We start from the raw sequence: 14,952 nt of genomic DNA, 5'->3' as shown, positions 1-14,952 counted from the left end.
GCGGGTTCGCTTGCCGGCGGAGTGGCGACGTTCAGCACGTCCGCATTGACGACCGGCAATCACACGATCACGGCGTCTTACGCCGGCGACGGCAACTTCAACGGCGGTACGGGCAGCCTCGCCGGTAATCCGCAGGTTGTGAATAAAGGAAATGTCTCAACCACACTGACCGCGTCGCAGAATCCGGCGGGTTTGGGCCAGAGCGTCACGTTGACCGTGACAATCGCGGCCATTTCGCCTGCGACGGGAACGCCGACAGGCGCCGTGACCTTCCTTGACGGCGGCGCCGCCATCGGCACGGGCGCGCTAACGGGCGGGACGGCCTCGCTCACGACATCGTCTCTGGCCGTCGGAAATCACACGATCACAATCTCCTATGGCGGCGACGGCAAATTCAACGCGGGGACCGGCAGTCTCGCCGGCAATCCGCTGGTCGTGGGCAAAGGGGCCGCTACGGTAGGCGTGACGAGTTCCCTGCCATCGGCCTCCTCAGGGCAGACAGTGACCTTCACCGCGACTGTTTCGGCAGTGGCCCCGGCTTCCGGCACGCCCACAGGCGCGGTAACCTTCCTCGATGGCGGCGCGCCGATCGGCGCTGGTTCGCTCGCCGGCGGCATCGCCACAATCTCGACGGCCGCCCTTGCGCCGGGTTCGCACACGATCACGGCGTCCTACGCCGGCGATTCGAATTTTGGCGCCGCCGCCGGGGCGCTGAGCGGCTCGCAGGTTGTCAATCAGGGCGGCAGTCAGGTCGCCGTAGTGGCCAATCCGAGCCCGGCGACGGCGGGAAAATCCGTCACTCTGACGGCGACAGTAACCGCGAGCGGCGGTGCAGTCGGCCTGCCCACAGGAACAGTCGCCTTCACCGATGGCGCGACGTCCCTCGGCGCGGCGGCGCTATCGGGCGGCGTCGCAACCCTCGTCATTCCCTCTTTCACAGCGGGCGCGCACACGATCACCGCCACCTACGCAGGCAATGCGAACTTCGTCGCCTCCACCGGCTCTGTCGTCGAGACGGTCAACAAGGCCGGCAGTTCCGTTACGCTGAACGTCAATGGTTCGGCGACCATCGGCCAGGCGGTGCCGATTCGGGCGAATATCACGCCGGCGACGGCCACTGGCGCAGTGACCTTTTTCGACAATGGCGCGCCGATCGGCGCCGGCGCGGTCAGCGGCGGGGCCGCGAGCATCACGGCGGCGGCTCTCGCGGTGGGCGCACATTCGATCACTGCATCTTATTCGGGCGACTCCAACAACACGGCGGCGACGGCCGCCGCCGCCACTGTGATGGTCGGCAAGGCGACCCCGGCGATCGCATTGGCAACCTCTTCGGCGACGCCTTTGTTCGGCACGGCCGTGACGCTCACGGCGACGGTTTCGGGCGGCCAGTCGCCCACCGGCTCAGTTGTCTTCAAGGACGGCGCGAACGTGCTGGGCTCTGCGCCTTTGGCTGGCGGAACGGCGCGTTTCAGCACCTCGTCATTGAGCGTGGGCGCGCATTCGGTCGTCGCCGTCTATGGCGGCGACGTCAATAACGCTTCCGTTTCGGCGTCGACCTCCGTCAATGTTAACGCGCGTCCGGATCCGACCGCCAATGGAGACGTGAAGGGGCTCATCGAAGCGCAAGTGAACATGGCCGCGCGTTACGGTGAGACCCAGATCGGTAATACGTTCCGGCGCCTCGAACAGTTGCACGACGAGGAGGACGAGGAATCCGCCGCGCAACAACAGTCTTCGGCTCCGTCCTCGCATCCGTCGTCGAGAGGCGGCGGTTTCGGAGGAGGGAATGCTTTTGGGGGAAGCGGTTTCGCCGGCGGCGCTTGGGGTGACGGCCGCGCCTCGGGGGCTGGCGGAGGTTTCGGCGGGACCGGCTTCGGCGGCGGCGCGATGGCCTTCGGCAGTATCGCCAACCCTTCTTCGGCGCTTGCCTATGCGGAAACCGTCAATGTTCCGCAGCGCCAGTTGCAAAGCGACACGGCGCTTGCCGTCCAAAGTCTCTCGGCGGCCTTGCCGGCGGCGTTCCAGGCGCTTGACAAGACCGGCGCGCTCCCCGTCCACGTCTGGGCCACGGGCGCGTTCAGTTTGGGTCAGATCCGTAGCGACAACAGCGTCGACAATCATTTTTCATCGTCGGGCGTCACGGTCGGTTTCGACGGCAAGGTCCTTGATCGCGTCAAGGCGGGCGTCGCCGTCGGCCTGGGCTTCGACAACACGAGCGTTGGCGTTCAAGGCTCCGCGAGCAATGCGACCGCCTATAGCGCGACGCTTTATTCGAGCGTGAAACTCGCGCACAGCACATTCCTCGACTTCATCGCCGGCTATGGCGCGCTGAGATTCGACACCCGGCGCTGGTCGGATGATGGCGGACTCATGCTCGGCGGCGTTCGTAACGGCGACGAAGCTTACGGCTCCGTGAGCCTGACCCAGGACTTCAGATGGGACGGCTTGAAAATCTCACCATATGGCCGACTGGACGCCGTGCGCCTGTTCCTGGACGGTTATCGCGAGACAGGGTCGAACATCTGGGCCTTGAGCTATGATCCCCTCAACGAAACCACGCTTTCCGGCGTATTGGGCGCGCGTGTGGTTTATTCCCTGCCGATGAGCTGGGGAATCCTGACTCCTGGCGGGCGCGTGGAATATACGCATGCCTTTCAGGGCGGTTATGTTCAGAACCTGAATTACGCCGATCTCGTCGGCATTGCGCCCGGCTACTCCACCGCAGGAGCCGCAATGGCGCGCGATGCGCTTTCGCTGGGCCTGTCGATTCGCGCCGTGACGCAAGGCGCGACGAGTCTCGAACTCGAGTATATGGTCAGCACCGCAGGCCGGCAGTTCGAAGGCCAGCAATTGCGTGCATCCGCTCGACAGGCGTTCTGACGGTTTTTGAATGGTGGAATCGCGTCTCGATCGCAGAATTAGGCGCGAGCGAGGGATCCTAGGACACGCCTCCTCGTCATACATCGCTTCCGCTTCTATCAAACACCTATTCTCGATTTTCACGAAACCTGCTCCTGTCCGCCCATGGTTTTAGTTGATCGATATGGCCGCTCGAAAAACAAAACCGGAAGGGTGACCCAAGGGCTCGAAGACAAAGCTCCGGCAGCCGCTGCTGCAAATGGCGGAGCGCTGCGTCGTCACCCCTGAGCATTGCGAACTGGCGCGTCGCCTGTCCCTGATCGGACTCGACGACGAACGGATCGCGACAGCGCTCGGGATCCGTGAATCGACGCTCACCGTTTGAAAGCGGAAATTCCCCGAATTCAAGGCGGCGATTCACGCGGGCAAAGACATCGCCGACGCGCACGTGATCTCGTTTTTTTCTTAGATGGATGCAGTCGGCAAAGGCGTCTCGTTGCCGATCTCATCTATATGAAGCTTGATGCGGTGACGACCGCCCCTTTCTGCACCATGAATACGGTATCGCCGTTCCCGAACCCGGGGGTTGATAGGTTGTTGATGACGACATAGAAACCGGCGTCGTTTCCTTTCGTGATGTCAACAAAATCGGCGCCGCCAACCGGGAGATAATTGGAGTTCGCCCCTCCCAGCAAATTGTATAAATCGTTGTACAAATTGCCGGTGCCGGTGTGCTTCAGTGCTGATGAGCTAATGTAAGAATAAAACGTCGATAATGAGCGCCCGATAGCGAAGTGGTCCGCGCCATTTCCGAAATCAGTAACCGTGTCATAGAGCGCCGCCGAATTTTGCGAAACGTTCGCCGACGCGGCAAAAACGTCGGCGCCGCCGCCGCCGGTTATTACGTCCCCAGGACCCGCATTTATGGTGTCGGCCCCGCTGCCGGCCACGATCTTCTGATTCGTCCCGGTGGCGGTCACATAGATCGAGCCCTTAACCGCGCTTGCATTGAGATTTCCGCCCAAATTCGTCACAGTGAACCCCTCCGTCCCGGATCCCGAAGACAAAGTGAGTGTCGCCGTTACAGGCAATGCGGCTGCGTTTACATTCAAGGTCCCGGAACCGCTGTCGGTTACGCTCGTATTGCCGGCGCCGGCGATCAGGGCTGCAACACCGGCGGCCGCCGCGTTCGGCCCTAACGTCGCCGTGCTGGCTCCTAGCAAGTTGAGCTGGGACACTCCCTGCACATGGACGAAATCGGCGTCCGTCAAAGTCGCGGCGCCCGACATACTGATAGCGTCGACTCCGCCATTGCCGAAAATACCGCCCGCTGCCGCCAGCGCTGGTTCTGATGCGAAGCTGAAAACATCGCTACCGGTGGTTCCTTCGAAATACATCGCCGAAGGCGCGCTCACGTTGCCAGCGCCATCGGTTGCTGTCGCTGAAAAGACGCGAACCGTAGTATTGTCTTCTATAGTCGCGTAGCCCCATGCGCCCGCCACAGATTGTGACGAGCCCAAAACTGCCGACCTGTCAAAAATTGTGACAGTAGAGCCCGATTCGGCGAAGCCGTTGAGGCTCCAAGTCCCAGTGCCGCCGTATGTCACGCCGCTGATCGTTGGAGCCGCGGGCGGCGTGGTGTCGATCTGTATCGATGACGAGGCGGATGACAAGGTTTCATAGGCGCCCGTCAGGTTGGCGACGGCGCCAGTCGCATCGGTGATCGAGGTTCCGTTCAGGGCTCCCGATACCGCCAGAGCGGAAGTGTTCTGGCCCGAGGAGACGACGTATTGAAAGACCAGCGTCGTCGAACTGCTGGAGCCGCTCGGGTAGGCTGCAGTCCCCCCGTCGTTGAGGACCAGGGACGGAGGAGCGGACAGATTTACGCTGACGGGCGCGCTCATCGTGAGCGAAATCGTCACAACGCCGCCAATCCCGAGATCGTCGCTAGGCGAACCGGAGCCAGCGACCGCCGACGCCGAGACTGAAACGACGCCCGGACCGTTCGGTGCGGGAACGAGCGTGACGTCGAGGCCAGTCCCGCCGTCGGACGCGACTTGCAGTGTGCCCGCAGCGAGTGTCGAAATGTCGAACTTGAGGGTCGCCGTTTGCTTGCCGTTGCCGATCTGCGCAAGTCCAGTCGCAGAATTGAATGAAATGGTGGCGCCAGAGGCGCTGAAATTCAGAATATCGATTACGTCTCCGGCGCCGAAATTCATGAGCAACGGGCCGCCATAGGACGTCGTGCCGACATTCGCGCCGAACGATGCAGCATTGTCGATGATCAATTTGCCATTGTTAACGAAATTGGTCTGAGACAGCGAACCCGTTTCCGAAGCCACCTCGAGCGTGCCTGACCCGCCGGCGACCCCAAGTTGAAACTTTCCCGTACTTGAAGCGGCCACCGCCGTTGAAACTTTGAGCGTGCCGGTCACGATGAGCGTGCCATTGTCAGTCACGTTCGTGATCGCGTTGCTGACGCCGCTCAGCGTCCATGTCGCGCCGGAATCAACTGTGAGAACGCCGAAATTGCGGAAATTGCCTGAACTGCCGCTGCTGATCCCGCCGATGGCGCCCACTCCGGCGCCCGCCGCCAATTCCAGTGTTCCTCCACCGCCGACGGCGGCCCCATTGAATATCGCGCCGGGGTCGACCACGAGCAGATTCGAAGCGCTACTGGTTGCGAAATCGACAGAATAGCTGCCGCCCGTGATCGTGCCCGCATTGGTCACCGAACCGGCTCCGCCCGAGACGTAGACGCCGTAGGTTCCACCCTGAAGCAGCGCGGCCGTGCTGTTGGCGCCGTTGACGATGCTCCCGCCGGCCTGGAAATAAGCGCCCGCGAGCGTTCCGATCATGCTGCCGTCATTTCGCAGGGCGCCAGCCGCCTTCGCGAAATAGACAGCGGCGGGGCCTGTTCCGCCCGTGGATGTTGCGTTGACTATCCCGCCGACCTCGTTGATCAGCGTCCCGCCTGCAAAAAAGCCGACGCCGTCGTCTATCGTTGCTTTGATTTGGCCGAAATTATCGAGATAACCACTGGAGCCGTAAAAGAAGACGCCGTCTTCGCCCCCGGTGATCGACCCGCCAGCATAGTTCGTGACGCTTCCGCCGTTGTCGAGGCCCACACCATAGCCGAGAGCCGTAATCGTGCCGGAGTTCGAAACCGTCCCTGCCCCGTTCGAGACATGGACCCCTGAAACCGCTGAAATTCCATTGCTCGTCGAGCCGGTCCCTTGAATGGTTGCGCCGGAAGCGTTGACGACTGAGCCGCCGGTGGTCAGATTCACCCCTCCGCTTCCGGAAATCCAGCCGTAGTTTGAGATCGCGTTGCTTGCGCCGCTGAGATATATCCCATAAGCACCATAACCGCCGTTAGAGACGATGGCGCCGAAATTGGTGATCTTCCACGCGCCGCCCGAATAGCCGTCGATACCGTCCGTTGTCGCGGTTCGGATAGACACACCCACGTCGACCGTAAGGTTTGGATCCGACGTAGATAATACATAGGTCGTTGTCTGATTGCTGGATATTTCCGCCATTGAAGTATACTCCGGACAAATCGTCGATGGAGAGTTCTTTGGAAAATTATACGCTTATTAATAGTTTTTCACGCCAGTTCTTATTTATAACAGCATAAAAATACTGCATTATGATATCTCTTGTGTCCGCGACGCAAAAAAATTCTCAGAGCTAGCAGGTTAAAGTTAGAAATTGCTCCACATTCGGTCGGTTGCGATTACCAAAAAGGCTTATGGCCGCCAAACATTGTGAGTAGGTCAAGATCCAAGCGTCCGCCAAGTATTTGTGGGGCTTGCTCGCCGCAATGTTATTGTGGGACCTAAAAATCAATGGATATGCGTCCAAACCGTATCGGTGTGCAGTTTGTAGCCGAACTCTGAAGTATAGTTGCGCCGCAGACCGATATATACAATGCGCCGACCTGGGCCTCCCCCTTATGAGGGCAGCTCTTAAAGCTTTGTCCCGTTTTTTAACTTCCTAATGGCTGTTTTGAGCGTACTCGCAGACGGATAACCATCGCCTTCGTTCTCATATCCGAGGCGTTTCCGCACACCCCGCCGAATTCTTTCCGCGAATTTAGCGCCTGCGGCCAGCGCCAAGTTTTTCTCCGCCGCTGCGGCTTTGATCGCCCCCCGAAGGTCGTCCGTCCTTTTCTCGACCTTTGGCGCTCTCGCCTTTCGTGCCGTCTAAGCTTGGGATACGCGCGTTTCACGTTCAATTCCGGGCGAAAAATAGTTCTTGGCGCTGCTCGTGACGCGAGATTTCATTTAAGCTCGCGCTTTGGCGAACCTCATATTGAAATCAAGGGATTTCCCGGTGGTGACCTCGGCTATCATTTCAACCTTCTGGGGCATCTCAGACCCGACCAATTGGCCTCCGCAAAATGCGCTGGCGGTCGGGCCGTATTATGCAATTACCGCCGAAAGCTCCCAGATCCAATGGACCCTTTTGTCCACTGGCGTCACTTCAAGTCCGGAAAGCTTCTACGACCTGTTCTCGTCTGCTGGCGTCTCGTCCATTTACGATGCGCGCCTCGCCTATGACAGTTCCTGCGGTGATTACGTGCTGAGCGCCATCCAGTTGAATAGCGATGGCTCTTACACTCTGGACTTCGCCGTCACACAGAATCCGAGCGCCGGCTGGTCGGTCGCCTATCTCAATGTGGGGCAACCGATACCGGGAACCACGACCGAACCGGACGTGCCCGTCATTTCGGTGGGTGGGGGCGAAATCTATGTAACGACTGCGCAGGACAACGGTTCAGATTTCGCGGGCTCCGCGCAGTGGATCGTGCCTGAGGCCGCGGTCGCGGCCGGAGGCTCCATCGCCGGCGTCGTGGCTGCGATCGCGCCGGGCAGCGATGGCATTATGCGCCCAGTTACGGGTTTTTCCGGATCGACCTACACAACCTACTTTTTTGGTGCGAGATCCGACGGCTCGGAAGTCAAGCTTTCCTATCAGACTTACGATGCCGCGAATGGCTACAGCGCGGTTCAGACGCTTTCGCCCGGCAACGCCAATATCGGTTCTGGCAGCGGCGACTTCCTGGCCTCCCAGCCCGGCGGGGCGCCGCAGCTCGACGCGCTGGATTCGCGCATCCAGGGTCTCGCTTACGAGACGCTCAATGGCAGGAATTACGTTTTCGGCGTCAGCGAAGCACAGGTTTCGTCCGGTTCGCAGCCAGTCGTCGCATGGTTTCAATATGATGTCACGACACCCGGTTCGCCGCAATTTGTCGCGGGCGGCGAAATCACCGGCGCCTCGACGGGACTCGGCGCGGACGTGGCGATCTTCAATCCCTCTATTGCCGTCAACGCCGCCGGCGATGTGCTGATCAATTTCACCGCATCTGGAACATCTCTGCTTCCATCGGACTATTACGTCGTCGCCGGACCGAACCAAAACTTCAGCGCGCCGACCCTTTACCAATCGAGCAACTCGGCCTTGATCAATAACCCGCTCGGAAGCGCGGACCCGGCGACCGGCGTGCAACGGTGGGGGCTAAATTCGACGGCGGTCGCTGATCCGAACAATCCAAACGGATTTTGGATTTCCAACGAATTTGTCAGCAATGACCCCGCTGTCGTCAATATTCCGGCGGGGTCGAACGCCTGGTGGGGCACGGTCACCGCGCAAGTCGAAGTAACCTGTTTCACGTCCGGCACCCAGATCCTCACACCAGATGGCGAGGTCTTTGTCGAATCCCTGAAGGCCGGCGACCTCGTGCTGACCGCAGACGGGCGCGCACTGCCTGTCCGCTGGCTTGGCCGCCAAACGGTCTCGACGATTTTTGGCGACAAACTGCGCGTGCTGCCGATCCGCATCAAGGCCGGCGCGCTGGATGATAACGTCCCGTCGCGCGATCTCGTGATCTCGCCGGATCATGCAGTCCTGATCGATGGCGTCCTGGCGCAGGCGGCCACGCTCGTCAATGAAATCTCGATCGTCCGTGAATTTAACGCGTCGCCGATCCTGACCTATTTTCATATTGAGCTGGATGAGCATTCCGTGATTTTCGCAGAAAACACGCCAGTCGAAACATTTGTCGATAATGTTGACAGGCTCCGGTTCGACAATTGGACGGAGCATGTGGCGCTATATCCTGATGGCAAGCCCATGGCCGAAATGCCCTATCCACGCGCCAAGGCGCGACGGCAGATTCCCGATCGCATCCGCGACAGGCTGGCCGAACGCGCTCGAAACCTCGGCGTTGCGGCTGTCACATCGGTAGCCTGATGAATTCTTGTCCGAAGTTTCGGGTCACCCTGCGCTAAATCGCCACCCACTTCGGCGCCGCGTCGCGCCAACCCCGCGCGAAAAAAACTGTTCAGCTTGGCCTCGGACGCATCGCTAAAACCAAAAAATCGTTTACAAATGAAGCGGCAAGGATGTCGGACGCAACCGGCGCCTGCTTAAATTCCAGCGGGTAGGAAACAGCCATGAGTTTTCTCATCGCCCTTGGCGCATTGTGCTTCTTGATGTTCGTCGCCTATCGCGGGTTTTCCGTGATCCTGTTCGCTCCCATTGCTGCGTTGGGAGCCGTCCTTCTCACCGATCCTGCCGCCGTTCCTGCCGCTTTCAGCGGCGTTTTCATGGAAAGCATGGTCGGCTTCGTCAAAAACTATTTCCCGGTCTTCCTGCTTGGCGCGGTGTTCGGCAAGCTGATCGAGATTTCTGGCTTTTCGAAATCCATCGTGTCGGCAGTCATCGGCATTGTCGGCGAAAGCCGGGCGATGCTGTCGATCGTCCTGGTCGGCGCGATCCTGACCTATGGCGGCGTGTCGCTCTTCGTCGTCGTCTTCGCGGTCTATCCCTTCGCGGCGGAAATGTTCCGCCAGAGCCATATCCCCAAACGGCTCATTCCGGGCACGATCGCGCTGGGCGCCTTCTCTTTCACCATGGATTCGCTGCCGGGTACGCCGCAGATCCAGAACATCATCCCGACCACCTATTTCAAGACGACCGCCTTCGCCGCTCCCATCTTGGGCATTATCGGCGCCATTTTCATCTTCATCGTCGGCATGGCCTATCTCGAATGGCAGCGCCGGCGGGCTTTGGAGGCGGGAGAGGGCTATGGCGAGGGCCACACCAACGAGCCGCCGCCGATGGAGCATGAGTCGCTCGCGCCGGCGTGGGTTGCGATCCTGCCGCTCGTCATTGTGTTCGGCCTCAACAAGCTGTTCACGACGATGATCAAGAGCGGCTACGGCGCGAGCTACGACCTGCAGCTTCCGGCCATGGCGGCGCCTGTTCATATCTCGGTCGACAAGCTGGTGGGGGTGTGGGCGGTCGAAGGCGCGCTGCTCTCCGGCATCATCGCCGTTCTTGTTTTCGCCTGGCGCCCGGTCAGCACGCGGTTCGCGGAAGGCGGTAAGGCGGCGGTGGCCGGCGCGCTGCTGGCTTCGATCAACACGGCCTCCGAATATGGCTTCGGCGCGGTCATCGCCACCTTGCCGGGTTTCATCGTCATACGCGATGCGCTCGGCGGCATCCCCAATCCACTGGTGCGCGAGGCTGTCACGGTTACTTCGCTCGCCGGCATCACCGGCTCGGCCTCGGGCGGCATGTCGATCGCGCTCGCCGCCATGTCGAAGGATTTCATCGAAGCGGCCAACGCCCACGGCATTCCGATGGAGGTGCTGCACCGCGTCGCGTCGATGGCGTCGGGCGGCATGGACACCTTGCCGCACAATGGCGCGGTGATCACGCTGCTCATGGTCTGCGGACTGACGCACAAACAGTCCTATAAGGACATTTTTGCGGTGACCGTCATCAAGACCATGGCCGTCTTCGTCGTGATCGCGACCTATTACGCGACCGGCCTGGTGTAAGGATTCGAGCGTGGCGGCCGATATTGGCCGCCACGGCTCTTCCGCATAAATTTTTTCCGTAAATTCACGCGACCTTCGGCGACTTTACGCGTCTGGCGTCTTCGTCCCCCGCCTTTGAGACGCGCGCCGGCAGTCTCACGGCGCCGTCGGGAGGGTCGCTTTCCAGGCCTCGTGGTCGATTTCGGTCTGCTGCTCATAGGCCAAAGCGAAATCGGCGATCGCCTCGTCGAAGGCCTCGCTGTCGCCCATATAGCCCGAGATCACGGCCGGGTCGCCGGAGCGGGCGTGAGCCCGCGCCAGGGTGCGGCCGCAGAGCCGGGCGTAATCGGCCAGTCCTTCCGCCTCCGAGATTTCGCTCACGCCGCCAAGGCGGCGGTTCTTGAGTATGCGGACGTAATATTGCCGGCCCGATGGATCGTTTTCGGTCCAGCCGAGGAAAAAGTCGCTGGCGGCCTGCATCATGCGCTGGCCCTCCACCACGCGCTGGCCCTGATGGCCGTTGAAGGCCGACCGCTCGTCCAGCGCCTCCAGCACGGAATGGGTCGCCTCCTTGATCTGCAGAAACATCGGTTCGTCGTCGCCGCTCATGAACAGGCCGACATAGCAATAGGTGCCGACCGAGCCGACGCCGACCGCCTTGAACACGAAATCGCGCAGGGCGTAGCGGCTGAACAGCGTCCGGGTGGCTGGCGCGAGGCGGTCGCGATAGGTTTCCATGCCGGCCTTGGCGTCGAAGCCGTTGGCCGCGTCCGATCCCGCGGCGAAATGGAAGATGCGCGGCGCCTTGTCGTGGATGACCGGCGCGCCGGACGCCGCCAAAGTCGGAAAATTGTCGTCGCGGTCGAGGCCCTCGCCACGCGCCCGCGAAATCACGGTCGCGATCTTGCGCCGCAGCGGGTTGTTGCGGAACTTCTTCGCCTCGCGCTCCAGGTCGATCCGGCTGTGCCATATCTCCAGAGGGGTGAGATAGGACAGGCTTTCCATGCGCTTGCGATAGGCGCGCACGGCGGCGGCGGCGAGCTTGCGCCGGTCGGGCTTGCTCAGGCCCTTGTCGGCGGCGGCGACTGCGACGCTGGCGGCGAGGCGCTTGACGTCCACGGTAAAATCGACGCCGGGGAGGGTTTCGTCGAAATCGTTGATGTCGAACAGAATATTGTCTTCCGGCGTGACAAAGGCGCCGAAATTCATCAGATGGCAATCGCCGCAGGCCTGCACCGGCGCGCCGGCCATCGGCTGCGACCGCAGGTCGTGGGCCATAACCGCCGCCGCGCCGCGCAGGAAGGCGAAAGGGTTCTCCGCCATCAATTGGCGGCGCACCGGAATGAGCCCGGGGAGGCGCGTGGCGTTCTGCGCCTCCAGAATGGCGTTGGAATCGCGGTCCATCGGACCGGCGAGCTTGCTATGGGCGGCGCGAGGCGTGAGTTTGCGAAGACTCTTGCCCTGGGCGAGGCGTTCGGCGCGTGTGGCGAGGGCGGCGGACATGGGCGCTCCTGTGCAAATATCGCTTCCGTGGCGAAATTTTGCGCGAGCATAGCTTTCATGCGCGCCGATGCAAGGCTGCGCCTAGGAAAACAAGGCTGGTAGCGGCGCCAGGCGAAATTTTTTTTGCAGGAAGCGATGAAGTTCGGCGGCGACGTCGACCGCGCCGGGGCCGTCGCCGTGAACGCAAACGCTATGGATTGGCGTCGGAAGAATTTTTCCACCGCGCGCGATCAGTCCTCCTGCGTCCAGCATGGCCCCGAGATGGGCGCGGCAGGCCTCGCCCTCATGCAGCACGGCGCCCGCCATGTCGCGCGGAGTCAGCGCGCCGTCGTCCTCATAGGTTCGGTCAGCGAAGATCTCGATGGCGACCCGAAGGCCCGCCGCGACGCCGGCTTCGGCGAGACGGGAATGCGCCGGCGCCAGCAGGATGAGGTTGGCGTCGTAACGCCTGACCGCGCGCGCGATCGCCGCCGCGAGCGCAGGGTCGCGGCAGGAATCATTGCTCAGCGCGCCATGCGGCTTGACGTGGGCGACGCGCGCGCCTTCGGCTCGGGCGAAGGCGTCGAGCGCGCCGATCTGATAGAGGACCAGAGCCTCGACCTCTTCCTCCGAGCAATGCATCGAGCGGCGGCCGAAGCCCTGAAGGTCGGGATAGGAGGGATGGGCGCCGAGGCTGACGCCAGCGGCCAGAGCGGCGCGAACGGTCCGGCCCATCGTGACAGGGTCCCCGGCGTGAAAGCCGCAGGCGAGACTGGCGGATTGCACCAGCGGCAGCAGGCGCGCGTCGTCGCCCATGCGCCAGGCGCCATAGCTCTCGCCGAGGTCGGCGTTGAGGTTGATTTGTCTTTGTCCGGTCATGGTGTCGCGCCGCCCAATTTCATTGGCCGGAGGTGGCGCCGCTGATGAGATTTTCGCTCCACAATTTTTCCGGATCCCATCCATCGCACGGGGCGATTTCCCGCCGCCATCGCGCGAAATTTTCGCGCGACCCGCTTCGCGCCGCCGCCGCTTCGGCGTGATCGACCGGCGCGAAGGTCACAATGTCGCCGGGCGCGACATGGGCCAGCCGGGGCAGGTCGGCGTAGATCGCGCAGCCGATCTTGGCATAGCCGCCGGAGGTCTGGCAATCCGCGCGCAAAACGATCGGCTGGCCGTCGCCGGGAACCTGGATCGCGCCGGGCGTCGCGCCGTCCGAGACGATATTCGCGCCGCGCGCGCTGTGCGTCAGGCGCGGGCCGGATAGCCGCAGGCCCATGCGGTCGCTTTCGGCGCCGGCGCGCCATTCGGCGGCGGCGAAAAGCGCCAGCGCCTCGGGCGAAAAATGATCGGACTGCGGACCGGGGATGAAGCGGATCGGGCCGGGCTCATGAAGCAGCGGCGGAGCGATAAAATCGCCTGCCGCCGCCGCGCCGCAGCAGAGCGCGTCGCCCGCCAGCAGAGCGCGGCCTTCCAATCCGCCGAATCCGGCGCGTAAAAGGGTCGCGCGGGCGCCGAGGACCTGCGGCAGGTCGAGGCCGCCCGAGAAGCCGAGATAGGCTGGGCCGCGCCCCAGCCGTAGCGCAAGCGCGTCGCCTTCGCGCAGGATCAGCCCTCGCCACGAGGGAATGTTTTCGCGGGCGCCGCCGGCGCGGGTGAGAACGCCGGACAGGTCGCCGGCGAGACCGATGCGCAGCGCGCCTTTCTCGACGCGCAATTCTGGCGCTGCGAGCAGAATCTCCAGACCCGCCGAATCATCTGGCGCGCTGGCGAGGGCGTTGGCGGCGGCGAGCAGGAGCGGATCGAGCGCCCCTGACAGTGGAACGCCAAGCGCGCGAAAGCCTTTGCGGCCGAAATCCTGCGCCGCGACCCCGACGCCGGCGCGGATCACGGCGAGCCGCACGCTCATGACGCCGCCCGCAGGCTGTCAGGCTGGAAACCCTCCGCGCGCCAGCGGGATTCGAGCGCATCAAATTCGCGCCGGGAGATGGCGCGCCAGCGCACGCGGTCGCCCGGCGCGAGCAGGGCGGGGCGGGCCGCATTGCCGATGTCGAACAGCGGCGCGGGCGTGCGTCCGATGAGGCGCCAGCCGCCGGGGCTGGCGTAGGGATAGGCCGCGCACATGCCGTCGGCGATGGCGACGGAGCCGGCGGGAACGACCTTGCGAGGCGTCGCCAGCCGCGGCGCGGAAAGCGCGTCCGGCAAGCCGCCGAGATAGGCGAAGCCGGGCTGGAAGCCGAGCATATAGACTTCGAAAACCAGCCCGCCAAAACGCGCCAGATAAACCTCTCGCTTCAGGCCCTTGAGCGCTGCGACCTCGTCGAGATCCGGAGCGAGATTGTCCTCCGCGCAGAAAGGAATTTCGAACAGGGCGCCCGTCCCGCCGCCGCGCGCAGGCTGTTCGGCCAGATCCGCGAGGCGTCCGGCCAGTTCCGCGAAGGCGATCCTGTCCGGGTCGTACCACAAGGTCACGGAGGCGAAGGCCGGCGCCCATTCCTTGAGGCCGGGGATAGGGCCAGCCTCAGCGAGCGCCCCGCAGAAGGCCTTTACCCGCGCATGGATGTCCGGCGCGATGGATTCGCCGAAACTGATTGTCGCCGCGCAATCGCCAAGCGCGAGCACTCGGGGAGAAACACGCGCAAGCACGCGCGCCGCCGCGCGGGGCGAAAAAGGGGCTGGCTGCGGCATGGGCGCTCCGGTCAGACAAAATTCTTACATTCTGCCCCTTCTTTTTTGCCGCAACTTGTGGCGCATTGGCAAATGGACGCGCTCACGTTTCAGT

General features: G+C 62.5%; 9 protein-coding genes. 4 read left to right on the top strand and 5 right to left on the bottom strand.

Features of this window, described 5'->3' with window-relative positions; all coding sequences use genetic code 11:
* Together QM467_RS16350 and QM467_RS16345 are read left to right on the top strand one after the other, a co-directional pair.
* Positions 1-2,880: Ig-like domain repeat protein (locus QM467_RS16350; protein ID WP_283367411.1), on the top strand; the 2,880-nt coding region annotated here is incomplete at its 5' end.
* A 238-nt stretch (positions 2,881-3,118) separates the two neighbouring features.
* Positions 3,119-3,244 (top strand): hypothetical protein, encoded by a 126-nt coding sequence (locus tag QM467_RS16345; protein ID WP_283367410.1) that lies wholly within the window; start codon positions 3,119-3,121, stop codon positions 3,242-3,244.
* 124 nt (positions 3,245-3,368) lie between these two features.
* Here the strand turns inward: QM467_RS16345 and QM467_RS16340 are convergent, their stop codons facing one another.
* On the bottom strand, positions 3,369-6,401 hold the full coding sequence (locus QM467_RS16340; RefSeq protein ID WP_283367409.1) for a beta strand repeat-containing protein: 3,033 nt from the start codon (positions 6,399-6,401) through the stop codon (positions 3,369-3,371).
* A gap of 775 nt (positions 6,402-7,176) precedes the next feature.
* Between QM467_RS16340 and QM467_RS16335 the strand changes: the two genes are divergently transcribed.
* Together QM467_RS16335 and QM467_RS16330 are read left to right on the top strand one after the other, a co-directional pair.
* Positions 7,177-9,117, top strand: a complete 1,941-nt coding sequence (locus QM467_RS16335) for a Hint domain-containing protein (protein ID WP_283367408.1) — start codon at positions 7,177-7,179, stop codon at positions 9,115-9,117.
* Positions 9,118-9,320: 203 nt separating this feature from the next.
* A complete protein-coding gene (locus QM467_RS16330) occupies positions 9,321-10,712 on the top strand; it encodes a GntP family permease (RefSeq protein ID WP_283367407.1) in 1,392 nt (463 codons plus the stop codon).
* A gap of 135 nt (positions 10,713-10,847) precedes the next feature.
* Here the strand turns inward: QM467_RS16330 and QM467_RS16325 are convergent, their stop codons facing one another.
* From QM467_RS16325 to pxpB, 4 genes are all read right to left on the bottom strand, one after another.
* Entirely contained in the window at positions 10,848-12,194 is a 1,347-nt protein-coding gene (locus QM467_RS16325) for a DUF2252 domain-containing protein (RefSeq protein WP_283367406.1), read from the bottom strand.
* Positions 12,195-12,275: 81 nt separating this feature from the next.
* On the bottom strand, positions 12,276-13,052 hold the full coding sequence (locus tag QM467_RS16320) for a LamB/YcsF family protein (RefSeq protein ID WP_283367405.1): 777 nt from the start codon (positions 13,050-13,052) through the stop codon (positions 12,276-12,278).
* Between the two features lie 19 nt (positions 13,053-13,071).
* Positions 13,072-14,079 carry a 5-oxoprolinase subunit C family protein gene (locus QM467_RS16315; RefSeq protein WP_283367404.1) on the bottom strand — a complete coding sequence of 336 codons (1,008 nt, stop codon included), beginning with the start codon at positions 14,077-14,079 and terminating at the stop codon, positions 13,072-13,074.
* Positions 14,076-14,858, bottom strand: a complete 783-nt coding sequence (gene pxpB, locus QM467_RS16310) for a 5-oxoprolinase subunit PxpB (RefSeq protein WP_283367403.1) — start codon at positions 14,856-14,858, stop codon at positions 14,076-14,078. The genes QM467_RS16315 and pxpB overlap by 4 nt, the downstream gene beginning before the upstream one ends.
* Positions 14,859-14,952 lie beyond the last annotated feature (94 nt).

Source organism: Rhodoblastus sp. 17X3, assembly GCF_030056575.1.
Classification (GTDB): Bacteria; Pseudomonadota; Alphaproteobacteria; order Rhizobiales; family Beijerinckiaceae; genus Rhodoblastus.
The sequence above is the reverse complement of the archived record's forward strand: the minus strand, read 5'-3'. Positions and strand labels throughout refer to the sequence as shown.